This is a genomic window from Holdemanella porci (assembly GCF_019052655.1).
GTDB lineage: Bacteria > Bacillota_I > Bacilli_A > Erysipelotrichales > Erysipelotrichaceae > Holdemanella > Holdemanella hominis.
On record NZ_JAHQVB010000027.1, the window covers coordinates 1 to 22,361 of the forward strand.

Here is a 22,361-nt window from a genome sequence, read left to right on the forward strand (position 1 = left end):
AAAAGAAAGGAGCTGAACTCCATAAGTAATAAAATTTACTTATTCGTTACAGCTCTTTTTGTATAGTTTTCATATTTAATGGTATACTTTAAAAAATAGATAAAACCAAATTTAAGGAGTGATTATGGCTTTTGATTTTAAGAAAGAATATAAAGAATTTTATATGCCTAAAAATAAACCTGTGATTGTAAATGTTCCTGAAGCAAATTATATTGCGGTCAGAGGTGAGGGCAATCCAAATGAAGAAGGTGGATCATATCAGCAGGCAATTGGCGTATTGTATGCGATTGCTTATACTTTGAGAATGAGTTATAAGACGGATTATAAAATTGAAGGATTCTTTGAATATGTAGTTCCACCACTAGAAGGATTCTGGTGGCAGGATGATATAGATGGTGTGAATTATGCAGATAAAGATTCGTTTCATTGGATTTCAGTCATTCGATTGCCTGATTTTGTGAATGAAAAAGATTTTGAATGGGCTGTTGAAACAGCAACTAAAAAGAAAAAAATAGATTGTTCATCGGCAGAGTTTTTGACGATTGATGAAGGTTTATGTGTTCAAATCATGCACTTAGGATCTTTTGATGATGAACCAGCTACAGTTGCACTTATGGATGAATATTTAAAACAAAATGGATATGCGAATGATATGAATAGTCAAAGACTACATCATGAAATATATTTGTCGGATGCAAGAAAGGTTACACCGGAAAAATGGAAAACAGTCATTCGACATCCTATAAGAAAGATTTAGATAAATTAGAATTTACCTATTGAGACATAGAGCTAAAAATAGAAATTTAACTTGACGTATTGCTTTATATCCTTTAAAATATCAATGTTGCAAACTCCGTGTATGGACTTGCAACCGCCCAGAAAAGGTTTTAAGTTGAAAATTCACACCTTGATGGCGAGTATCAAGCTAAATGTGAAAAAAAGAATGAATAGGAGGTGCACACATGTACGCAATTATCGAAACTGGTGGAAAACAGATCCGTGTTGAAAAGGATGCTGTTATCTTCGTTGAAAAATTAGAAGCTAACGAAGGAGACACAGTTACATTTGACAAAGTATTATACGCTGATGGAAAATTTGGTAAACCATTCGTAGAAGGTGCAAAGGTAACTGGTGTTGTTGAAAAACAAGGCAAAGGAAAGAAAATCACTATTGTGAAATATAAAGCCAAAAAATCTTCAACACGTCGTAAACAAGGACACCGTCAACCTTACACTCGTGTAAAAATTGAAGCTATCGAAGCTTAATTATGATTAAAATTAAAATTGCTAGAGATGAACATGGGATTTCATTGATCTCTATGCAGGGACATGCTGAGTATGATCAGTATGGAAAAGATATCGTCTGTTCTGCAGCCAGTACCATTATTATTGGTGGTATTAACGCAATCGCACAGCTTGGCTATTTAAGTTTCATTTCTTATAAAGTAGATGCAGGGGATGTTGAATTAGAAATAAACAATACGGAATGTACTGAACTACAAATCATATTGAATACGCTATTGGTTCAGTTTCAAAGTATTGAAGAGAGTTATCCTAAATACATACAAGTACAGGAGGTGTAAAAAATGTTATTAAAATTAGACTTACAGTTATTCGCTTCTAAAAAGGGAGTTGGTTCTACAAAGAACGGTCGTGATTCTCACTCAAAACGTTTAGGAGCTAAATTAGCTGATGGACAATCTTGTCACGCTGGAAGCATTATTTATCGTCAACGTGGAACAAAAATTCATCCAGGAACTAACGTAGGACGTGGTGCTGATGATACATTGTTCGCATTAGTTAACGGTGTTGTTAAATACGAACGTCTTGGTAAAGATAAAAAGAAAGTTTCTGTTTATCCACAAGCTTAACAAGTGTGAAATTTAAGATCCCGTTGCTGGGATCTTTTTTAATGAGAAAGAAAGGAGGGTATATATGTTTGTAGATCAGGTCAAAGTTCATATAAAAGCAGGTAAAGGTGGAGATGGTTTAGTAAGTTTTCGCCATGAGAAATATGTTGCCTATGGTGGACCTTTTGGAGGCGATGGAGGTAACGGTGGAGATGTCATTTTTGAAGCCGATCCAGGAATGACAACACTTTTAGATTTACGGTATCACCGTAAGGTGATCGCTACTCCGGGTGAAAAAGGTAAAAACAAAAAGATGCATGGAGCCAATGGAGAACATAAAGTAGTAAAAGTTCCATTAGGAACGATTGTAAAGAGAAGTGATAATAATCAAGTACTTGCTGACTTGACAAAACCACATCAACGACAAGTTGTAGCACATGGTGGTCGTGGAGGTCGTGGTAACTGGCATTTTAGATCAAGCCACAATACAGCACCAAAATATGCAGAACAAGGTGTATTGGGTGAAGAGTTTGATTGTATTGTAGAACTAAGAGTACTTGCCGATGTTGGATTGGTAGGATTTCCTAGTGTAGGAAAATCCACATTCCTAGATGCCGTTAGTAAAGCGCGCCCAGAAATTGGAGATTATCCATTTACGACAATCACACCAAATGTTGGAGTTGTTCAAACGGGTGATGGCAGAAGCTTTGTGCTAGCCGATTTACCAGGACTTATTGAAGGAGCAAGTGATGGTAAAGGTTTAGGTCACCAGTTCTTGCGTCACATTGAAAGATGTCGTGTTATTATTCACGTTATTGATATGGGTGCAGAAGATGGAAGAGATCCATTAAATGATTATGAAGTCATTAATAATGAGTTGAAGTCTTATCAGATTCGTTTATTGGAAAGACCACAAATTGTTGTTGCAAATAAAATGGATATGGAAAATTCCGAAGAAAATGTTCGTCGTTTTAAAGAAAAATATCCAGATATCCCAGTATATGAAACAACAACGATTATTCATGAAGGCTTAGAGCCGGTACTAAGAAAAGCAGCCGATCTTCTTGCGACAACACCAGTATTCCCAATTACGGAAGATACAGGTGAGACAGGTGTTATGTATACATTTGAAGAGAAGAAGAAAGACATCATTATTGAAAAAGAAGAGGATGGCGTATGGAATGTTTCAGGTCCTAGACTTGAGCGTGTATTTGACATCAATAAGTTGAATACAGAAGAAGACTTCTATCTATTTGCCAATAAAATGCGTTATCTTGGAATTGATACAGCTTTAAGAGAAGCTGGATGTCAAGATGGAGATACAGTACGTTTATTAGGCTTTGAATTTGAATTTATTGAAAACTAAGGTTACACATTGTGTAGCCTTTTCTTTTGGTGTGGTATAATGCTTCTGAGGTGTTTTTTTTATGAAATGTATTTCGTGGAACGTAAATGGGATTCGTGCCGTATTAAAGAAGGATTTTGTGGAAATTCTTTATGCTTTGGACGCAGATATTTTCTGTATTCAAGAAACGAAGGCACAACCCGATCAAATTGAAGTGGATTGTGAATTATATCCGTATCAATATATAAATAGCGCACAAAGAAAAGGCTATAGTGGAACAATGATTTTCTGTAAAGAAGAACCAGTGTCGGTTCGTTATGGAATGGATATGGAAGAACATGATACAGAAGGAAGAGTGATTACGCTTGAATATCCTACATATTATGTTGTGACTGTTTATACACCAAATTCAGGAGATGGGCTAAAGCGTTTAGATTATCGTATGGAATGGGATAAAGCGTTTAGTACCTATTTAGAATCATTGGATAAACCAGTTATGGCTTGTGGTGATTTTAATGTGGCCAATGAAGAGATCGATATTAAAAATCCAAAGACAAATCATAAGAATGCAGGTTTTACAGATGAGGAAAGAGATAGCTTTAAGAAGTATTTATTGTCTCATTTTGTAGATACATACCGTACTTTGTATCCTGAAAAAGTGGAATATTCTTGGTGGAGTTATCGCTTTAAGGCTCGTGAAAAGAATGCGGGATGGAGAATTGATTATTGGTTGGTATCACCGGAATTAAAACATAAAATTGTGGATGCCAAGATATTGACGGATGTATATGGTTCCGATCATTGTCCTGTAGAATTAGATGTTGAGGTGTAATATGATTGCGTTTGTGAACGGCGTTGTAAGAATTATTCGAAGTGATCGTGTTGTATTGGATGTGCAGGGGGTAGGCTACGAAGTTTATCTGGCAAATGCCTTAAGTCAAAAAATGGGAGATGAATTGTTTCTTTATACGTATCAACATGTACGTGAGGATGCAATCTTGTTGTTTGGCTTTTTAAAAGAAGAAGACTATGAAGTGTTTATGCGTTTGATCAATGTGAAAGGCATTGGTCCTAAAACAGCACAGACTATGTTGTCGGTATGTTCGGGAAAAGAAATGATTGAAGCCATTGAAAATGATGATATCAAAAAACTTAAGTCTTTACCTGGTATTGGTGCAAAAACGGCAGGACAAATTGTTCTAGATCTAAAAGGTAAGTTTGTATCTTTGGAAACCAGTGATGGTGCTGCATCAAATCCAGTGTGGGGCCAAGTTCAGGATGCGCTTTTATCACTTGGATATAAGACAAATCAATTAACGAAAATTAAAAAGGAATTAGAAAATACAGAATTAGGAGAAGATGAAATGCTAAGACAAGCATTGATTTTACTCGCAAAAAGAAATGGAGTATAAGATAAATGCCTAGAGAAGTAGATGGAAATTTACAAGAGTGCGATAACTTTGAAAAGACGTTGCGTCCGCAAAGTTTAAATGAATATATTGGGCAATCAGAATTAAAAGAAAATCTAAATGTGTTCATTCATGCGGCAAGATCTAGAAACGAAGCTTTGGACCATGTTTTATTCTACGGCCCTCCTGGACTTGGAAAAACAACATTGGCATATATTCTTGCTAATGAAATGCATGGAAATCTTAAAACAGCCAGTGGTCCTTCGATTGAAAAAAGTGGAGATCTAGCTGCGATTCTTACGACGCTTGAACCAGGAGATGTCTTATTTATTGATGAGATCCATCGCTTACCAAAACAAGTAGAAGAAGTGTTGTATCCAGCTATGGAAGATTATTGTCTAGATATTGTGGTAGGTAAAGATTCGGCTACGGTACACAATATCCGTATTAATTTACCACCTTTTACACTTGTTGGTGCCACAACTCGTGCCGGAGATTTAAGTGCTCCTTTACGTGATCGTTTTGGAATCATTTCCCAATTGGAGTACTATAATTTATCGGACTTAGAAAAAATTGTTTATCGTACAAGTTGTGTTATGAATACGGAAATTGATAAAAATGCTGTCACAGAAATAGCCTTACGCTCACGTGGGACTCCACGTATCGCAAACCGTTTGTTTAGACGTGTGCGTGATTTTGCACAAGTCTATAATGAGGGTGTGGTTTCAAGTGAAATTGCCAAAACAGCTCTAGACCGACTTCGTGTGGATCATTTAGGCTTGGATGCGGTTGATCACAAATACTTAAAGGGTATTATTGAAAGATTTAAAGGAGGTCCCGTCGGGCTTGAAGCAATCGCATCAAGTATTGGAGAAGAGCCGATGACACTCGAAGATGTATATGAGCCCTATTTATTACAGATTGGTTTTATCAATCGTACACCAAGAGGAAGAATTGTAACGCCTAAAGCGTATGAGCATCTTCAAATTCCTTATCAGAAAGAATTGTTCACAGATTAATAGTCTGTGAACATTTTAATATATGGTATAATAATTAACATGGAACAAATGACAGAATTAACAAAAAAAGTATTAGAATTTTTAGAGCCCGATACATCAAAATGGGAATATTGGACAACGAGTCAGCCTTTAAACTCAATTTCTGAATCTGCATGTATGGAAAGGTTTAAAAAGCGTATAGCACAAGCTGTTTCGAATTGTGAAAAAGTAATCGTTGCCGGTGACTATGATTGTGACGGTATCAGCGCAACAACCATTATGGTTTCAGGATTAAGACAACTAGGTCTTGAGTGTGGTTTCTATATTCCAGACCGGATCAAAGAGGGGTATGGATTAAGTGAGGCGACAGTTACACTCGCACACAAAAAAGGTTACTCTTTGATAATTACAGTGGATAATGGAATTAAAAGTACCCAAGCTTTAGCGTTGGCTAAAGAATTGGGTATGGATGTAATTGTAACTGACCATCATACAATGGATGAAGAGGTGAATTGCGATATTGTAGTGCATCCAACATTGATGGAATCTTGTTTTGAAACATTATGTGGAGCTGGTGTTGCCTATGAATGTATGCGTGTATTAGGAGTTGACAATGACTATCTTTTACAGCTAGCAGGCCTTGCGAGTATTTCAGATATGATGATTGTGAAAGGGCAGACGCGTGCTTTAATTCAAAATGCTTTACGTTTGATGAATCAAACGCATGAAAAACATATATTTTCATTAGCTACCGATCGTGAGGTAAATGAAACGAGTATTGGTTTTCAGGTGGTCCCAAAATTAAATGCGATTGGAAGATTAAGTAATCTTGCGAATGTGAACAATGTCGTTCGTTATTTTTTAGCGCAGGATGATGAGAGTATTTTTACGTTGGGTCAGCAGATTACACAGATCAATACGATTCGTAAACAATTATCGGATCAGATGCAAAAAACAGCTTTGATGAAGTGCAAAGGCAATGAAGATATCTTTATGATTGAAGATGCAAGCTTTCATGAGGGAATCATTGGTTTAGTTGCTGGATCGATTTGTGCTAGCTTTAATAAGCCTTGTATTGTCTTGGCAAAAAATGAGCAGGGGTATAAGGCAAGTATGCGAAGTCCAGAGGGTTTTAACTGTATGGATTTTTTAGGTGAATATCCACATTTTGTGACGTTTGGCGGACATGGAAATGCAGCTGGTTTTTCTTTGAATCTAAATGAATATGATTTGTTTGAAAAATTTATTCATACACGTATCAAGGAATATACGTATAGTGTAAAGAAGAAAAATACATTAGTCATAGATGATGAAGAATTAAGCTTAAAAACCATTCAATCTTTAGATATACTTAGACCGTTTGGCCCAGGTTTTGTGTTTCCTAGTTTTGAAATCGTTCAGCCAAAAATTAAAAGTTTATATGATTTTCAAAATCATAAACATCGCAAGTATACTTTAGATTCTGGCTTGCAGTGTATGCGGTTTAACCAGAGTGAAGCGGAGTATAAAAAAAGTGTAAATGCGATTTATTCATTTATTGGAACTGTTCAAATCAATCAATATCAGGGTCGTAAACAGGTAAATTTTGTGATTGATGAGATTGTATATGCGTAGTAAAATGGAATCAATTAGAAAGAGGTTTAGTATGGATTTAAAAGATTATATTGAGAGTATTCCAGGATTTCCTAAGGAAGGAATCGTTTTTAGAGATGTAACACCTATTCTACAAAACGCGAATGCGATGCGTTATTGTGTAGATCAATTCAATGACTTTGTGAAAAGTATTGGTGCCGATGTTGTGATTGGCCCAGAAGCTCGTGGTTTCTTATTTGGTGTGCCAGTAGCTTTAGAGAATAATGTTGGTTTTGTGCCAGTTAGAAAGCCAGGAAAACTTCCTAGAGAAACAGTGAATGAAACGTACGATCTAGAATATGGTCAAGATGAGCTTTGTATCCATGCGGATGCCATTTTACCTGGACAAAAAGTTGTGATTATCGATGATTTATTGGCTACAGGAGGTACTGTAGAAGCAATTATTAAAATGGTTGAGCGTATGCAGGCAAGTGTTGTCGGTGTAGCTTTTGTGATCGAATTGGATGATTTAAAAGGAAGAGAAAAATTTAAAGATATTCCAGTGTGTGCTTTAACACATTTTGAGGGAGAATAAAGAATTTAATTTAGGAAAGGGGGCGCAGTGATTATGAGTCAGAAAAAGCAAGTTACTTTTGAAGAGTGCATGGAGAATGTACAGACATATATAAAACGCCCAGAAAATATTGAGTTGATACAAAAGGCATATGATTTTGCCTATGAACACCATAAAGGGCAGTTTCGTAAAAGTGGAGAGCCTTATGTCATTCACGTAATTCAGGTGGCGAATACATTAGCGTTAATGCATTGTGGCCCTAAAACGATTGCGGCTGGTCTTTTACATGATACGGTAGAAGATTGTGAAGGCATAACCACAGATACGATTATAGAATTGTTTGGTGAAGAAATCGCAACTTTGGTGGATGCAGTTACAAAAATTGGTGCCATCAAGTTTAAAGATGAAGAAGAATATCTGGCTAGCAATCATCGTAAGTTGTTTATTGCGATGGCCAAAGATATTCGTGTCATCTTGATTAAATTAGCGGACCGTCTACATAACATGCGTACGTTGCAGTATATGCGTCCGGAAAAACAAAAGAAGATTGCGCGTGAAACTTTGAGCGTATATGCACCGATTGCACACCGTTTAGGTATCAGTGAAATAAAAAACGAGTTGGAAGATTTGTCTTTTAAATACTTGGATTATAAGAAGTATGAGGAAATCAAAGGGTTGGTAAAACAACGTGAAAGTGATCGTAATGGTCAAGTTCAAGAAATGATTTCGGATATTGAATCGATTTTACAAGAGTATAATATTCAATATCGTATTTTTGGCCGTTCTAAACATTTCTACAGCATCTATAAAAAGATGGTTACAAAAAACAAGCGTTTTGAAGAAATTTTAGACTTATTAGCAATTCGTATTATTACAGATTCAGTGGTGCATTGTTATGAAATATTAGGTTATATTCATGCCAAATATAGACCGATTCCTGGTCGTTTTAAAGATTATATTGCGATGCCAAAAGCCAACATGTATCAGTCTTTGCATACGACGATTGTAGAGCCGGAACATGGTAATATTTTTGAAATCCAGATTCGTACTGAAGAAATGGATGCGATTGCCGAACGAGGTGTTGCAGCGCACTGGAAGTATAAAGAAAATCGTAATTATGCGCCTGAGTATGAACAAAAAGAGATTGAGGATAAACTTTCTTGGTTTAGAGATTTCTCTATGATGACCGATGAAGAGAGTGAAGATCCACTTGAATATATGAATGTACTTCAAAAAGATATTTTTGAAGCCAATGTATATTGTTTAACCCCTAGAGGTAAAGTTATTGCGTTACCTACAGGTTCTTGTCCAATCGATTTTGCGTACAGAATCCATACGGAGGTTGGTAATAAAACGGTTGGTGCTAAAGTCAATGGAGCTATTGTACCTTTGAACACGCCATTAAAAACGGGAGATGTTGTTGATATTTTAACTAACAACAACTCTGTAGGTCCAAGTGCAGACTGGATTAAAATTGTTAAGAGTGGGCATGCACGAAATAAGATTCGTACTTTCTTACAAAAACAAGAGCAGCAGTCACGCAAGGACAGCATTAAGCTAGGTCAATCGATGCTTGAAGATGAGTTTAGACGTTTGAAGCTGGATTCAAAATTAATGGAAACAAAACGTTTAGAGTCGATTTTAACATCTTTGTCATTTAAGAGTGTGGATGATCTATATGTAGGTATTGCGATGAAGCGTGTATCATTGCAGTCCATTGTGGATCGTTTGGTGAAGAATCGTTCGAATATGTTGGAAGATCAGGAAATTATGAAGATCTACAATAAGCAGCCATCTCACCAAGTGAAACATTCAAATTGTGGTGTTGTTGTTCCAGGTGTTGATACAATTGCGGTTTCTTTGGCAAATTGTTGTCGACCTATTCCGGGTGATCCAATTATTGGATATATTTCTAAAGGCCAAGGTGTGAAGGTCCATAGGGCGGATTGTCCAAATATCTTGAATGAAAAGAAACGTCTGATTCCTGTTCAATGGGAAGAGGGCTTAGATGAAAAACAATATGAAGTCAATTTGGTGGTTCATAGTGATGATCGTAACTACTTATTGAGTGATATTGTGACAACTTTGCAGCAGTGTAATGTCTATTTAAAACATGTAGATTCGGCTGTGGATGAAGGAAATTTAGAGGCAACCACAAAACTAACGGTTGCAGTAAAGAATGCAGCGCATCTACAAAATTTAATTGCGAACTTAAAAAAAGTACGAAGCGTCAATGAAGTCATTCGTACAATTCAATAGGAAGGTATTTTAGTACCTTCCTAATTTTTTTAGTATTTCAATTTTGATATAAAGAATACGCGAAACAATTTCTCTTATAATGTGTTTTGGTTTTAAATCTTTAAACCAGGCACAGCCATAATCTGAAAAGAATTGCTTGGCAATTGCACAAGCTCTTTTGGCGTGCGTTTGGGATGCCAGAATGAGCACATCTTGCTCTTGAATATATTTTTTAGATAACTTGAAGTTTTCAAAGGTATTTCTTGCGTGTGTTTCAAGAATGGTCGGGATTTCCACTCTTTTCCTTATGTAAGTATTCATAACTTCAGCTTCTACATACTCATTCTTTACATTTGACCCAGAGATAATTAACGTACCATATAGCCCCTTTTTATACATGTCAATCGCAAGATTGCATCTTTTGATTTGACTTGAAGACATGGTTCCATCATCATGAGCAGGACATCCAAGTAATAATGCGTACGTATAGTGTTTCTTCTGCTTTGGGATAAAAGGAAAAAAATAGATGTATATACATACAAGAAGGATTAAAATGCATATACTAACGATCATAATAAATCACCTTTCTTGCCTTAAACGAATCAAAAGATAAATATTGACTCTTGAGTTCAATGTCTTGTAGAAATTTAGGCAATTCTTTAAATTTTGTGATGACACGTTTACCTTTTAAATATTCTTGTCCTATAGAATCAAAGCCTGCTACAATAACTTGATTGAAATGGTTGTTTTCTTGCATCTGTGCTTTTGTGATTTGAAGTAAAATGAACATACAAGTTCTTTGAATGCGTGCTTTTGTGTATGTTTTAGAAATGGATGCCAATAGAAAATCTTCCCAATTCAAATATTTCTTGGCATTTTCTTTTAAGCGATACTCAATGCCTTCATTAACTAGAAAGTATGTGGATAAAGTATGTGTGTCAGTTAAAAGTAAGAATTTTCTTAGATATGGATAATACGTATCCCATATTTGGCTTGAATTAAAATAGGCATCATTGAATTGAGAAATGCCTTCAAGGTATTCTTTGCGTGTTTGCGTAGCACTTTTAAAAGAATCATTACGAGCAATTGTGCAAGGGGTAATACCGTATTTCTCGCATTGTTTGATATATTGAATGCCTAAGATATCATTAGGACGAATATTTTTGGTGTATAGATTTTGATTCATGCTTAAAGATGGAACCACTTGAGTAGATTCCATTTGTTTCGAATATTCTTTTAGAGTGCTGATGTTGTTTGTTTCAGAACCGAAACAGATTTGATCAATATGTAATTGACTTAAAGACTCAACAGCGTATTTGGCAAAGTAATCCGCACTTTGTGCTGCATAACAAGGAGGAAGCTCAATGACTAGATTGCATCCGGCTTCGAGGGCTAGTTTAGTTTTATCTTGCATAGTTAATAGGCTAAAAAGGCCTCGCTGTGTAAAATGATTGGAAACAATCGCAATTAAACAATCACATTGTGTTAATTCTTTCGTTTTTTTGATATGATAGATATGTCCTTGATGAAAAGGATTATATTCTGTAATAATTCCACATGTTTTCATATTCATTATGATATCAAAATCTTTTTCTTGTGGAAATATTGACTTTATCAATTACTTTTATTATAATATCAAGTGCGACATGAGGTGAAGATCGTGAAATTTAATAGAAAAGACTTCTTAAATGCAAAAAACCATATTATTGAAATTGATGAGTGGATTGCGGTTGAAGAAAACGATCTGCTTCATCATACTTCTGTCAAGTCTATTCCAGATGTACATGTTACGGGTACATTAGAGTTTGACGGAATGAATTTCGTATCGAGTGATTTGAGAATGGATGGAACGATGATTGTTCTAGATTCCATCACAAACGAAGATATTGATTTTCCATTTGAGGCGGAGTCGCAACAAACGTATTCTTTTGTTCCTGTACAGGATGCAGAAGATCAGGAAATTATCGTGGTGAAAAAAGAGACAATCGATATTAACCCAGAGATTTTCCAGGCGATATTATATGAGGCTCCAATGAGTATCACTCGTTTACCTCGAGATCAATATCCAAAGGGAGATGGTTGGCAGCTTTTATCGGATCAAGATAAAGAAGAGCCAAAAATTGATCCACGATGGGAAAAACTAAATGATTTCAAACTGGATGATGACTAGGAGGTGCAAGCATGGCAGTTCAACAGAGAAGAAATTCAAAGACACGTAAAGCAAAACGTAGAACACATTACAAATTGGTGAAACCAGCGTTGACTCGTTGTCCAAATTGTGGTGAATATAAACTTGCTCACAAGATGTGCTCTTGTGGCGAATACAACGGCAAACAAATCGTTGAAAAGTAAAAATGTAGCCAGGATTTCCTGGCTTTTTCTGTAGTATGGAGGATAGTATGATCGAGATTTTAAAATCGATATTGTATGGTATTGTTGAGGGGATTACCGAATGGCTTCCAATTAGTTCAACAGGACATATGATTTTATTAGAAGAAATCATGCCTATGAATGTATCAAAATCATTCTGGGGTATGTTTCTTGTCGTAATCCAGTTAGGGGCCATTCTTGCGGTTGTTGTTTTATACTGGAATAAAATTTTCCCATTTAGAAAAAATAAAGAAGGAAAATATACTTCTGTGAAATCTATCTGGATCTTATGGTCTAAGATTTTAGTAGCTACAATTCCTGCGGCAATTATTGGTTTGGCATTGGATGATTGGATCGATGCACACTTATATAATGGCTTTGTCGTAGCAATTATGTTGATTTTAGTGGGTGTTGCGTTTATTTATATTGAAAACCGTAATAAAGATATGTGTCCTAGTGTAAATAGTTTATCTGCTTTATCTTATAAAGATGCATTGATTATTGGCTTGTTTCAAGTTGTGGCAGCTGTACTTCCAGGAACTTCAAGATCAGGGGCTACGATTGTTGGTGGATTGATGATTGGTGTTGGTCGTGCAGTAGCTGCAGAATTTACTTTTTTCTTAGCGATTCCAGTTATGTTTGGAGCGAGTCTATTGAAGTTGGTGAAATTTGGGTTTGCGTTTAGTGTTCTAGAATTCTTTATTCTAGTGATTGGTATGGTTGTGGCATTTTTTGTATCTATTTTTGTGATTCGCTTCTTAATGTCATACATAAAAAAACACGATTTCAAAGTATTTGGATGGTATCGAATCGTATTAGGTGCATTTGTTTTGATCTTCTTTGCGATTCGTGCTTTATTATAAGATGTTTGTCTAGGCAAACATCTTTTATTTTGGATGTTGAGTTGATAGACTTTATACCTGTTTTCGTGTATAATATTTTTGGTTTTACCTAGAACAAAGGACGAAAAGGAGGAAATAGTATGGATGTACTATGGATCGTTTTGTCTGGTGTCGCAGGTCTTGCGATTGGATCTGGCTGTATGGTCGGACTTTCCAAAGCAGGTTTAAATAAGAATCAGCAAAAAGCAGAACAGATTTTAAAAGAAGCTCAAAATGAAGCGGAATCACGTGTAAAACAAGCTGTGTTAGACGGAAAGACACAGGCTCATGATTTGCGCGTAGAAGCTGAAAAAGAAATTAAAGAACGTAAACAAGAATCAATGGAATTAGAGAACAAGTTATTGCGTAGAGAAGATAACTTGAATTTTCGTGATGAAGCGTTAAATCAAAAAGAGCGTCAGATTAATGAAAAGATGAAAAGTGTTGCTGACAAACTGACATCATTAGACGAAAAAGAGAAGAAATTACAAGAAGAAATCGACAAACAAGTTGTCGTTTTAGAAAGTGTTGCCAAAATGTCAAGCCAGGCAGCAAAAGATGAATTATTTGCGATTGTGGAAAAGAAAATGGAACATGAAACAATTGCGTATATCAAAGATAAAGAGGATGAGGCAAAGGCTACTGCCAATGAAAAAGCACAGAATATCATTGCCTTAGCTATTGAGCGTATGTCTCAGCAGGAAACTCAAGAAAAGACAGTCAGTGTTGTTTCTTTACCTGGTGAAGAAATGAAGGGACGTATCATTGGTCGTGAAGGACGTAATATTCGTTGTTTTGAACAGGCAACAGGTGTTGAATTAAACATCGATGATACCCCAGATTTGATTACAATTACATGTTTTAATCCAGTACGTCGTGAAGTGGCTCGTTTAGCTTTGGAACACTTGATTCGTGATGGAAGAATTCAACCGGGACGAATTGAAGATGTTGTTAAGAAATACCAGAATGAAATTGATCAAGAGATCATGAAGGCTGGTGAGGAAGCTATCTTTAAATTGGGGATTGGTCGTATTGATCGTGAAATTGTAAAATTGATTGGTACATTAAAATATCGTTATTCTTATGGACAAAATGCTTTGCAGCATTCTATGGAAGTTGCCTATATCGCTGGATGCATGGCAGCTGAACTTGGATTGAATCAGCAAATTGCCAAACGTGCTGGATTGTTGCACGATATTGGTAAGGCATTGAATATTGAGCAGCAAGATGGATCTCATGTTGAATTGGGATACAAGTTCTGTAAGAAGCATGGTGAAAAAGAAATTGTGTTAAATGCGATCCACTCACACCATGGGGATGTAGAACCTAAGTTCTTGACTAGTCATTTGGTTATCGCAGCAGATACAATTAGTGCTGCAAGACCTGGTGCACGTAAAGAAAGTGCTCAGGCTTATATCAACCGTCTTGAAAACTTAGAGAAAATTGCAAATGGATTTGAGGGTGTTTCAAATGCGTTTGCGATTCAGGCAGGTCGTGAAATTCGTGTACTTGTAAATCCAGAACACGTGGATGACTTGACTTGTGTAAAATTAGCTCGTGATATCCGTGATAAGATTGAATCTGAATTGACATATCCAGGTCAAATTAAAGTTAATGTTATTCGTGAGACACGTGCCCAGGAATACGCAAAATAAAAATGTCGGGCTTTAGTCCCGACTTCAATTTTTTAGTTTGGTAAATGAATTACGGTAAGCCTACACTTACTAAACTGTCTTGATTCACTACTTGGTTATAGTTATAATTTGAGTATAAATTAATAAACAAGGAGGAAATAACAATGGCAGTAAATATCGATAAAGATGCTTGCATCGGATGTGGTGCTTGTGTAGGAGGATGTCCTGTAGGAGCTCTTTCATTAGACGATGAAGGAAAATCAGTTTGTGACGAAGGAACTTGCATCGACTGCGGTTCATGCGTAGGAACTTGCCCTGTTGGAGCAATCAACCAGTAATTCAAATTTTAACACATTTGCCAAGCTTAGTGCTTGGCATTTTTTTTCGAAAGGAGATCACATGAAACAAAAACCAGGATGGGTATTACCCGATTTAAAAGAAGCACAAAAGCGTACTACAAATACAATAGATCGTATTGATACATTTAATATTCCTGAAGCGGCTCGTATGATGGGAAGAGGAAAAAAATATTTTATTTCTACATATGGCTGCCAGGCTAATGAGCGTGATAGTGAAACATTGGCTGGTATTTTAGATGAACTAGGATTTGTACCTAATGAAACGGCTGAAGGCAGTGATGTCATAATTATCAATACTTGTGCAATTCGTCAAAATGCGGAAGAAAAAGTATTGGGTGAGATTGGTAACTTCAAACGTTTATATCGCGAAAACAAAGATCTTGTGATTGGTGTTTGTGGATGTATGGCACAAGAGGAAGGTTTAGTTGAAACTTTATTAACGAAATATCCTCAAGTTCGTTTATTGTTTGGAACACACAATATTCAAGAGCTTCCTAGCATGCTTTATAGTTGTATGGTTGAGGGTAAAAAAGTTGTAAAGATTTACTCTAAAGAAGGAGAGGTTTACGAAAATCTACCGGTACACCGTTTTGGAACATTCAAGGCTTGGGTCAATATTATGTATGGTTGTGACAAATTCTGTACATATTGTATTGTTCCTTATACTCGTGGTAAACAGCGTTCACGTAAGATGTCTGAAATCTTAAAAGAGGTTCAACAACTTAAGAATGAGGGTTATAAGGAAATCACATTGCTTGGACAAAACGTAAATGCGTATGGAAAAGATATGGATAATGAACAGGATTTTGCAACATTATTAGAAGAAGTTGCTAAAATTGGCATTCCTCGTGTTCGTTTTACAACAAGTCACCCTTGGGATTTCTCTGAAGAAATGATTGATATAATCGCAAAATATGACAATATCATGCCATTTATTCATTTGCCACTACAATCAGGAGATGATGATGTACTTAAGTTAATGGGTCGTCGTTATACAAAAGAATCATACTTAGCTTTATATGATAAGATTGTCAATACAATTCCAAATGTTTCTGTTTCAACAGATATCATTGTTGGTTTCCCAAATGAAACCGATGAGCAGTTTGAACACACTCTAGATGTGGTTCGTTATTGTAAATACGATAATGCCTTTACATTTATTTTCTCAGCAAGACCTGGTACACCAGCTAGTCGTATGCATGACTCGATTGATATGGAGACAAAGAGAAAGCGTTTAGCGAAATTAAATAAAACATGGAATGATTTGGCTTTAGAAAAGAATAAAGCTTATGTTGGTCGTACTGTTACCGTATTAGTGGATGGCTTAAGTAAGAAGAATGAAAAGGTATATTCTGGATATACAGACACCCAAAAATTAGTTAACTTTAAAGGTGAAAATATTCAGCCTGGAGATTTTGTAGAAGTTAAAATTACAGAGGCGAAAAGTTTCTCTTTAGATGGCGTTGCGGTGTGATATAATTTAGAAAAATAATACTATTTAAAAGGAGATAATATGAAAGAAGAAAAAATTCCTTCATTAACTGAAAAAATCCGTATCTTTGCCCTTGGTGGTTTAGATGAAGATGGTAAAAATTTATTCTGTGTGGAGGTGGATGAATCCATCTATGTAATAGAGGCGGGTATCAAGTTTCCTGACAACAAGGAGTCATTAGGTATCGAGTTTATTATTCAGGATTTTACGTATTTAGTTGAAAATAAAAATCGTGTTGTGGGTATTTTTATTACGCATGGTCATGATGACGTAATGGGAGCTTTACCATATTTATTAAAACAAGTCCCTTGTGATGTTTATACCGCTCCATTAGCTGTAAAAGAAGTACAGAAAATGATTCGTCAGGAACATATTACAGGTGTGCGTGTACATTCTGTAAAGCGTAATGACAAAAAGCGTATCGGCAAAAGAAGAGTTGTTTTCTTCCCAATTACGCATGCGTATCCAGGAACATTTGGTTTAGCGATTGGTACAAATCAAGGCTATATTGTATATTCTGGTGAATTTATTGAAGACTATGATGATTTAGATGATGCATATCGTGCTGATTTCACAACGATTTCAGAACTTGGTAACGAAGGTGTATTGGTTTTGTTGCAGGAAAGTAAAGGGGCAGAAAGAAGTGGACACACTTCTCCGAGTCATCGTATTTCCCCTAAGCTTTTACAGGTTTTAGAAACACATGAAAATAAGCGTGTCTTTGTGAGTGTGTATACACAAAGTGTATATCGTATTCAGGAAATCATTGATTGTTGTATGGCAAGTCGTCGTAAGATGGTATTCTATTCAAAAGAATTACGTGATTTAGTAGGACGATTAAAAGAAATTGGGTATGAGATGGATCCTTCTTTAGTGATTGATCCAGCTGATTTTGATAACTCAATGAAAGATGTTGTCGTAATCATTTCAGGGCAAGGTAAATCTTTATTCAAAACTATCAACAACATTGCCAACAATGAATTAGAATCTATGGTGTTTGATCAGGATGATGTCATTGTGGTCGCAAGTCCAGTTGTACCTGGTGTTGAAAATGAATTCAAGAGCATGGAAAATGACATGTACAAAAAAGAGGGTGAAATCATCGTCCTAGATAAGAATGTTTTGAGTATGCACCCTAGTAAAGAGGATTTGAAAATGATGATCTTCCTTACAAAACCAAAATACTATATTCCAATCAAAGGGGAATATCGTTTGTTGCACATGAATTCACAGATTGCGGGTGAAATGGGATATGATCCAAGTCGCATTATCATTTTAGATAATGGACAGGTTGCCACTTTTGAAAATCGTAAATTGGTTTCTTGCGCCATAGAATTAGAGCTCCATGAAACAATGATTGATGGAAAAGAAAACTGGGATATGGCGGGTGTCGTATTAAAAGATCGTGAAACTTTGAGTACGGATGGTGTCATGATTTTAGCAATTGGTATCAACGCAAAGACAAAGAAAATCATTAATGGTCCAGATGTACAAAGTCGTGGATTGATTTATTTGCGTGATGCAGAATACATCACGGGTGATGTAGCTAAAATTATGGAAGATACGATCAACGAGGCGGTTGAAAATAAAACGTATGACAATTTAGAAACGCGGAACTTGATTCGTGATAAGGTTTCTAAATATCTTTATAAACAAACCGCAAAAAGACCGATGATTTTACCGGTTATTTTAGAAATAAACTTAAATAAGTAGAAAGTGGGGTAAGTATGGCAAAAGCCAGAAAAAAAACAACACGAAGAAAATCTACGAAAAAGAAAACACAAACGTCTTGGTTGCACTCAAACTTATTTCGTTTGTGTTTCCTTATTTGTATGATATGTATTAGTTTTATTGTCGTTTTAGAATTTGGCATTGTAGGAGCTTTTTTAAAACATTTCTTTGAATTCTTATTTGGAGCTTTAACAAATGGATTATTTATTTTGAATGCTACCTTGTGTGCCGTTCTTATTTTCCATAAGGAACAGCCTGTGATTCGTAAGCGTTATATGTTTGGAATCTTATTTTTGGCACTTGGCTTAAGTTTGATTTCTTCAATTATAGAGTTTAAACCACACCCAGGTAGCTATGGCTTAAAATATATTATGGAAAATGCCGGTAATATTATTACAGGTCATTTGAAAATATATTCTGGATTAACAGGAGCTTTGTTGCTATGTCTTTTTCAGTCATTATTCGATTATTCTGGAACCTATGTCATGGTACTACTGTTTTTTGTGCTAGCTATCTTAATGCTTGGTTATGAAAAAATTGTAGGTTTTGAAAGAAAACCTAAAAAAGTAATGAAGAGTGCTCCAATCAAGGAAACACCTGTTTCGATTGATCGTAAAAACTTTATTTTTGAAGATGTAGATACAAATGAATCGAGTTTTCAAATTATTAATGCCGATCCTGTAAAACCATTACAACCAGATGCTGTGAATGAAGAAAAAGAAATGGATGAGCCTTTGATTATTGGTGATTTAGAACCTAGAAAGCCAAGCTTTATGGTGGATGTGGATGATGAACCGAGTCCTGAAGAGACCAAAAAAGAAGTTCCTGTTGTCAATGAGGGTATTGTAGAAAGGGTTGAACCTAAACATTATGTTGCGGATGAAAATTCAGGTTTTAAAAACTATAAGCTTCCAAAATTAAATGTTTTAGAGGATATGGAAAGAAAATCAAGATCCAACGCGAATGTGACTACAGCGAAGGAAAAAGGTGAAAAACTGATTGAGATCTTACATGAATTTGGTGTGGAGGCTAAGCTTGTACAGATTCATATTGGTCCAAGTGTCACAAAATTTGAAATCAAGCCAGAACTTGGTGTTCGTGTGAATAAAATCAGTAACTTACAAAATGATATCAAGATGGGGCTTGCGGCTAAGGATATTCGTATTGAAGCACCAATCCCGGGTAAGGCAAGTGTTGGAATCGAAATTCCAAACGTTGAAAAGACAAGTGTTCAGATGAAGGATTTGATGCGTACAATACCGGATTCGATGAAAGATAAAAAGTTACTTTTCTGTTTAGGAAAAGACTTAATGGGAAATAATGTCTATGGGGAATTAAATCGTATGCCACACTTATTGATTGCAGGAGCTACGGGTAGTGGTAAATCGGTTTGTGTCAATGCGATTATTTCTTCTATTTTAATGCGAACAAAGCCAGATGAAGTAAAATTAGTTTTGATTGATCCTAAAAAAGTAGAGTTTACTCCATATAATGATGTACCACATTTATTATCACCAGTGATTACGGATGGTGATCTTGCCAATAAGGCATTAAAGGTCATTGTAGAAATGATGGACCGTCGTTATGACTTGTTTGGTGAATTAGGTGTTCGTAATATTACGGCATATAATGAGTATGTCAAAAATCATGAGAATGATCATTTAAAAGTATTGCCTCGTATTGTGATTATTATTGATGAGTTAGCCGACTTGATGTTGGTGGCAGCTAAAGAAGTTGAAGCAAGTATTCAAAGAATTACACAACTTGCTCGTGCCGCAGGTATTCATTTGATTGTTGCCACACAAAGACCGAGTGTGGATGTCATTACAGGTGTTATTAAGGCAAATATTCCAAGTCGTATTGCGTTTGCGGTATCACAAGCTGTCGATTCAAGAACGATTTTGGATCAAGCTGGAGCAGAGCGTTTACTAGGAAATGGAGATATGTTGTATTTACCAAATGGTGAGACGAGTCCTCGTCGTATCCAGGGTGTCTTTATTAAGGATGAAGAAGTTAATAACATTTGTGCATTTGTGAAATCGCAGGCAAGACCAAAATATGATGATGCCTTTATTCAATTAAAAGATTTACAAAATCAAGGAAATGAAGCGGGAAATGTTACGGCCGATCCTTTGTATGAGGAAGTGAAGCGTTTTGTGATTGCATCTAGAAAGGCAAGTACGTCTTTGATTCAAAGAAAGTTCTCTGTGGGTTATTCTAGAGCGGCAAGATTGATGGATGTTTTAGAGGCAAATGGTATCATTGGTCCTGCAAGAGGAAGTAAGCCTAGAGAAATTTTAGTGCAAAACACTTTAGAAGATGGCGTAGATTCTATATAATAGGAGAAGAAAGGAATTTAGTACTATGAATATATTTTTAAAATCAGCAGGAAAACAAGAGGGAACATCTTGTGTTTCAAATATGGTTCAATTAGGAGACTTCTTTTATTTAAGTGGTCAGACTGGACTTGGTGAAAGCATTCAGGAACAGACAATTACAGCTATCAATAAGGTGATTGATGTTTTATCAAACTATGGTTTACAGCTTCACCATGTTGTGAAGTTCACTGTGTATTTAAAGAATATCGAGGATAAAGAAGCATTCTTGAATACATTCAAAAACTTTGTCGATGAACCATTCCCAGCATGTACAATTGTGGAAGTATCGAATTTAGCCGATAATGCCAGAGTATGTATTGAGGGTCTTGGCGTAAATACACTTCGTCATGAAGAACAAATGCAACAATCAAGTTGCTCACATGATTGTTCATCATGTGGTGGAGGTTGCCACTAATACACCGGTTAATCCGGTGTATTTTTATTTAGGTAGCGGAAAATTTGTTTTAGCGTTTGTTGAATTCGTTTGGGATGCTCACAATCGAGTTTGGAACCATCATGAAATGTGATTGTGCAAGTGGACTCAAAGTAAGTGACGTCTTTAATATTGGCATAATTGATCCAGATACAGTCATGTGCTTTTTTCGATTTGTTGGGAAAGTAGATCTCCTTTCTTGAAATGGATACAACAACAGGAATATATTTTTTAACTTTCATTTGATACACAAAGGCTTCTTGTCTTCCTTTAAGGGTGGATCCATTTAATAAGCATTTTTCGTTTAAATAATTTTGCGTGCTTAAACTCTTGTAGTATAACTTTTCATCTTCTTTAACAGTGCAAACAGTACTGGATTTGTATTCGTAGTATAAATAGTTCATACATACTATGATACGATTCTAATGTGAAAAAGACATAAAAAAAAGAAAGTTTCTTAAAAAACTTTCTATAACCATGAAATTGTATTTTCTGTACCCTTTTTGATTTTTTCAATGTTTGTACGATGTCTGTAAATCACAAGAACTGTCATTAGCCAGCTTGCGGCAATAACTGAAATACTTTCCACGTTGAATCCTAGCATCAATGCCGTAATATATAAGCTGCTTGCGATGGCTGCACACATACTGGCCAAAGATACATATTTAAATAGATATAGGACAACTAGAAACATGCCAAATGGTACAAGTAAGTAGCTTGCGTCTTGAAATAAGAAGATGCTTGTAGAAAACAAGAAGCCGAACATTGTACTAACAGCTTTTCCTCCATGGAATTTTGCGAAGACTGGATAACAATGTCCGATGCAGCAGGCAAGTCCTGTCCAGATACCAGCCACTTTCGATACTAGTGTTGCGATCGCAATCGCAAGAACAACTTTTAATACATCAAACACAATGACAGAAATTCCCGCTCTTTTTCCAAGAACTCTTCCTGCGTTCGTTCCACCTAGATTTCCTGAGCCATATTGGCGAATGTCTGTATGATAGAAAACTTTACCAATGATCAATGCGAAGGGTAAAGATCCTAATAAGTAACCTAAAAAAATACATAAAATAGTTTTCATCTCTTCCACCTCGA

Annotated in this window: 24 protein-coding genes and 1 other annotated feature; of the genes, 20 read left to right on the forward strand and 4 right to left on the reverse strand. The window is 35.9% G+C overall.

The genetic code is table 11. The features are described from left to right. Positions 1-124: 124 nt before the first annotated feature. The 11 genes from KTQ83_RS06415 to KTQ83_RS06465 all read left to right on the forward strand — a co-directional run bounded on the left by KTQ83_RS06415 (position 125) and on the right by KTQ83_RS06465 (position 10,006). The gene (locus KTQ83_RS06415) at positions 125-757 is read left to right on the forward strand and encodes a GyrI-like domain-containing protein (protein ID WP_217256281.1); all 633 of its coding nucleotides are present in this window, start codon (positions 125-127) and stop codon (positions 755-757) included. A 102-nt stretch (positions 758-859) separates the two neighbouring features. Then, positions 860-931, forward strand: a sequence feature (ribosomal protein L21 leader region). A gap of 31 nt (positions 932-962) precedes the next feature. Continuing rightward, positions 963-1,265, forward strand: coding sequence for a 50S ribosomal protein L21 (gene rplU / locus KTQ83_RS06420; protein WP_003864193.1), 303 nt, complete (start codon positions 963-965; stop codon positions 1,263-1,265). Between the two features lie 2 nt (positions 1,266-1,267). After that, the gene (locus tag KTQ83_RS06425; protein ID WP_117926605.1) at positions 1,268-1,582 is read left to right on the forward strand and encodes a ribosomal-processing cysteine protease Prp; all 315 of its coding nucleotides are present in this window, start codon (positions 1,268-1,270) and stop codon (positions 1,580-1,582) included. 3 nt (positions 1,583-1,585) lie between these two features. Then, positions 1,586-1,870 carry a 50S ribosomal protein L27 gene (gene rpmA, locus KTQ83_RS06430; protein WP_003864191.1) on the forward strand — a complete coding sequence of 95 codons (285 nt, stop codon included), beginning with the start codon at positions 1,586-1,588 and terminating at the stop codon, positions 1,868-1,870. 64 nt (positions 1,871-1,934) lie between these two features. Then, positions 1,935-3,215 carry a GTPase ObgE gene (gene obgE, locus KTQ83_RS06435; protein WP_217256282.1) on the forward strand — a complete coding sequence of 427 codons (1,281 nt, stop codon included), beginning with the start codon at positions 1,935-1,937 and terminating at the stop codon, positions 3,213-3,215. A gap of 61 nt (positions 3,216-3,276) precedes the next feature. After that, on the forward strand, positions 3,277-4,026 hold the full coding sequence (locus KTQ83_RS06440) for an exodeoxyribonuclease III (protein WP_217256283.1): 750 nt from the start codon (positions 3,277-3,279) through the stop codon (positions 4,024-4,026). A 1-nt stretch (position 4,027) separates the two neighbouring features. Continuing rightward, positions 4,028-4,606 carry a Holliday junction branch migration protein RuvA gene (ruvA, locus tag KTQ83_RS06445; RefSeq protein WP_217256293.1) on the forward strand — a complete coding sequence of 193 codons (579 nt, stop codon included), beginning with the start codon at positions 4,028-4,030 and terminating at the stop codon, positions 4,604-4,606. A gap of 5 nt (positions 4,607-4,611) precedes the next feature. Then, positions 4,612-5,622, forward strand: coding sequence for a Holliday junction branch migration DNA helicase RuvB (ruvB, locus tag KTQ83_RS06450; protein ID WP_117926609.1), 1,011 nt, complete (start codon positions 4,612-4,614; stop codon positions 5,620-5,622). 39 nt (positions 5,623-5,661) lie between these two features. Further along, positions 5,662-7,215 (forward strand): single-stranded-DNA-specific exonuclease RecJ, encoded by a 1,554-nt coding sequence (locus tag KTQ83_RS06455; RefSeq protein ID WP_186999095.1) that lies wholly within the window; start codon positions 5,662-5,664, stop codon positions 7,213-7,215. A 31-nt stretch (positions 7,216-7,246) separates the two neighbouring features. Further along, positions 7,247-7,768 (forward strand): adenine phosphoribosyltransferase, encoded by a 522-nt coding sequence (locus tag KTQ83_RS06460; RefSeq protein ID WP_158567644.1) that lies wholly within the window; start codon positions 7,247-7,249, stop codon positions 7,766-7,768. Positions 7,769-7,801: 33 nt separating this feature from the next. Further along, on the forward strand, positions 7,802-10,006 hold the full coding sequence (locus KTQ83_RS06465; protein WP_217256284.1) for a RelA/SpoT family protein: 2,205 nt from the start codon (positions 7,802-7,804) through the stop codon (positions 10,004-10,006). 9 nt (positions 10,007-10,015) lie between these two features. Here KTQ83_RS06465 and KTQ83_RS06470 read toward each other — a convergent pair whose 3' ends face one another. Next, positions 10,016-10,558 (reverse strand): YdcF family protein, encoded by a 543-nt coding sequence (locus tag KTQ83_RS06470; protein ID WP_217256285.1) that lies wholly within the window; start codon positions 10,556-10,558, stop codon positions 10,016-10,018. After that, positions 10,548-11,558: a nucleotidyltransferase family protein gene (locus KTQ83_RS06475; RefSeq protein ID WP_217285032.1), complete on the reverse strand. Its 1,011-nt coding sequence runs from the start codon at positions 11,556-11,558 to the stop codon at positions 10,548-10,550. Before KTQ83_RS06475 ends, KTQ83_RS06470 begins: the two co-directional genes overlap by 11 nt. A gap of 87 nt (positions 11,559-11,645) precedes the next feature. Between KTQ83_RS06475 and KTQ83_RS12635 the strand changes: the two genes are divergently transcribed. The 9 genes from KTQ83_RS12635 (at position 11,646) to KTQ83_RS06520 (ending at position 21,245) form a co-directional block, all read left to right on the forward strand. Continuing rightward, positions 11,646-12,155: a YceD family protein gene (locus tag KTQ83_RS12635; RefSeq protein WP_117926063.1), complete on the forward strand. Its 510-nt coding sequence runs from the start codon at positions 11,646-11,648 to the stop codon at positions 12,153-12,155. 11 nt (positions 12,156-12,166) lie between these two features. Further along, positions 12,167-12,337, forward strand: coding sequence for a 50S ribosomal protein L32 (gene rpmF / locus KTQ83_RS06485; RefSeq protein ID WP_003864180.1), 171 nt, complete (start codon positions 12,167-12,169; stop codon positions 12,335-12,337). A 47-nt stretch (positions 12,338-12,384) separates the two neighbouring features. Further along, positions 12,385-13,218 carry an undecaprenyl-diphosphate phosphatase gene (locus KTQ83_RS06490; protein WP_117926065.1) on the forward strand — a complete coding sequence of 278 codons (834 nt, stop codon included), beginning with the start codon at positions 12,385-12,387 and terminating at the stop codon, positions 13,216-13,218. Positions 13,219-13,337: 119 nt separating this feature from the next. Continuing rightward, positions 13,338-14,891: a ribonuclease Y gene (gene rny, locus KTQ83_RS06495; RefSeq protein WP_186999092.1), complete on the forward strand. Its 1,554-nt coding sequence runs from the start codon at positions 13,338-13,340 to the stop codon at positions 14,889-14,891. A 143-nt stretch (positions 14,892-15,034) separates the two neighbouring features. Then, the gene (locus tag KTQ83_RS06500) at positions 15,035-15,208 is read left to right on the forward strand and encodes a 4Fe-4S binding protein (RefSeq protein ID WP_040466055.1); all 174 of its coding nucleotides are present in this window, start codon (positions 15,035-15,037) and stop codon (positions 15,206-15,208) included. A 61-nt stretch (positions 15,209-15,269) separates the two neighbouring features. Beyond that, complete coding sequence (gene miaB, locus KTQ83_RS06505; RefSeq protein ID WP_186999091.1) at positions 15,270-16,703, forward strand: tRNA (N6-isopentenyl adenosine(37)-C2)-methylthiotransferase MiaB; 1,434 nt, start codon at positions 15,270-15,272, stop codon at positions 16,701-16,703. Between the two features lie 39 nt (positions 16,704-16,742). Next, positions 16,743-18,434 carry a ribonuclease J gene (locus KTQ83_RS06510; RefSeq protein WP_217256288.1) on the forward strand — a complete coding sequence of 564 codons (1,692 nt, stop codon included), beginning with the start codon at positions 16,743-16,745 and terminating at the stop codon, positions 18,432-18,434. Between the two features lie 14 nt (positions 18,435-18,448). Then, the gene (locus KTQ83_RS06515) at positions 18,449-20,791 is read left to right on the forward strand and encodes an FtsK/SpoIIIE family DNA translocase (RefSeq protein ID WP_217256289.1); all 2,343 of its coding nucleotides are present in this window, start codon (positions 18,449-18,451) and stop codon (positions 20,789-20,791) included. A gap of 25 nt (positions 20,792-20,816) precedes the next feature. After that, positions 20,817-21,245: a RidA family protein gene (locus tag KTQ83_RS06520; RefSeq protein WP_117926076.1), complete on the forward strand. Its 429-nt coding sequence runs from the start codon at positions 20,817-20,819 to the stop codon at positions 21,243-21,245. Positions 21,246-21,253: 8 nt separating this feature from the next. Here the strand turns inward: KTQ83_RS06520 and KTQ83_RS06525 are convergent, their stop codons facing one another. Both KTQ83_RS06525 and plsY read right to left on the reverse strand, forming a co-directional pair. Beyond that, positions 21,254-21,667 carry a competence protein ComK gene (locus KTQ83_RS06525; protein ID WP_158567625.1) on the reverse strand — a complete coding sequence of 138 codons (414 nt, stop codon included), beginning with the start codon at positions 21,665-21,667 and terminating at the stop codon, positions 21,254-21,256. A 65-nt stretch (positions 21,668-21,732) separates the two neighbouring features. Next, a complete protein-coding gene (gene plsY, locus KTQ83_RS06530) occupies positions 21,733-22,347 on the reverse strand; it encodes a glycerol-3-phosphate 1-O-acyltransferase PlsY (protein ID WP_217256290.1) in 615 nt (204 codons plus the stop codon). Positions 22,348-22,361 lie beyond the last annotated feature (14 nt).

Coding starts and splice junctions, on each gene's coding strand:
- ruvB (WP_117926609.1), top strand. CDS start 4,612: ATGCCTAGAGAAGTAGATGGAAATTTACAAGAGTGCGATAACTTTGAA.
- plsY (WP_217256290.1), bottom strand. CDS start 22,347: ATGAAAACTATTTTATGTATTTTTTTAGGTTACTTATTAGGATCTTTA.
- rny (WP_186999092.1), top strand. CDS start 13,338: ATGGATGTACTATGGATCGTTTTGTCTGGTGTCGCAGGTCTTGCGATT.
- KTQ83_RS06525 (WP_158567625.1), bottom strand. CDS start 21,667: ATGAACTATTTATACTACGAATACAAATCCAGTACTGTTTGCACTGTT.
- KTQ83_RS06440 (WP_217256283.1), top strand. CDS start 3,277: ATGAAATGTATTTCGTGGAACGTAAATGGGATTCGTGCCGTATTAAAG.
- obgE (WP_217256282.1), top strand. CDS start 1,935: ATGTTTGTAGATCAGGTCAAAGTTCATATAAAAGCAGGTAAAGGTGGA.
- KTQ83_RS06470 (WP_217256285.1), bottom strand. CDS start 10,558: ATGATCGTTAGTATATGCATTTTAATCCTTCTTGTATGTATATACATC.
- KTQ83_RS06475 (WP_217285032.1), bottom strand. CDS start 11,558: ATGAATATGAAAACATGTGGAATTATTACAGAATATAATCCTTTTCAT.
- KTQ83_RS06510 (WP_217256288.1), top strand. CDS start 16,743: ATGAAAGAAGAAAAAATTCCTTCATTAACTGAAAAAATCCGTATCTTT.
- KTQ83_RS06500 (WP_040466055.1), top strand. CDS start 15,035: ATGGCAGTAAATATCGATAAAGATGCTTGCATCGGATGTGGTGCTTGT.
- KTQ83_RS06425 (WP_117926605.1), top strand. CDS start 1,268: ATGATTAAAATTAAAATTGCTAGAGATGAACATGGGATTTCATTGATC.
- KTQ83_RS06515 (WP_217256289.1), top strand. CDS start 18,449: ATGGCAAAAGCCAGAAAAAAAACAACACGAAGAAAATCTACGAAAAAG.
- KTQ83_RS06415 (WP_217256281.1), top strand. CDS start 125: ATGGCTTTTGATTTTAAGAAAGAATATAAAGAATTTTATATGCCTAAA.
- miaB (WP_186999091.1), top strand. CDS start 15,270: ATGAAACAAAAACCAGGATGGGTATTACCCGATTTAAAAGAAGCACAA.
- KTQ83_RS06465 (WP_217256284.1), top strand. CDS start 7,802: ATGAGTCAGAAAAAGCAAGTTACTTTTGAAGAGTGCATGGAGAATGTA.
- KTQ83_RS06455 (WP_186999095.1), top strand. CDS start 5,662: ATGGAACAAATGACAGAATTAACAAAAAAAGTATTAGAATTTTTAGAG.
- ruvA (WP_217256293.1), top strand. CDS start 4,028: ATGATTGCGTTTGTGAACGGCGTTGTAAGAATTATTCGAAGTGATCGT.
- rpmF (WP_003864180.1), top strand. CDS start 12,167: ATGGCAGTTCAACAGAGAAGAAATTCAAAGACACGTAAAGCAAAACGT.
- KTQ83_RS06460 (WP_158567644.1), top strand. CDS start 7,247: ATGGATTTAAAAGATTATATTGAGAGTATTCCAGGATTTCCTAAGGAA.
- KTQ83_RS06520 (WP_117926076.1), top strand. CDS start 20,817: ATGAATATATTTTTAAAATCAGCAGGAAAACAAGAGGGAACATCTTGT.
- KTQ83_RS06490 (WP_117926065.1), top strand. CDS start 12,385: ATGATCGAGATTTTAAAATCGATATTGTATGGTATTGTTGAGGGGATT.
- rplU (WP_003864193.1), top strand. CDS start 963: ATGTACGCAATTATCGAAACTGGTGGAAAACAGATCCGTGTTGAAAAG.
- rpmA (WP_003864191.1), top strand. CDS start 1,586: ATGTTATTAAAATTAGACTTACAGTTATTCGCTTCTAAAAAGGGAGTT.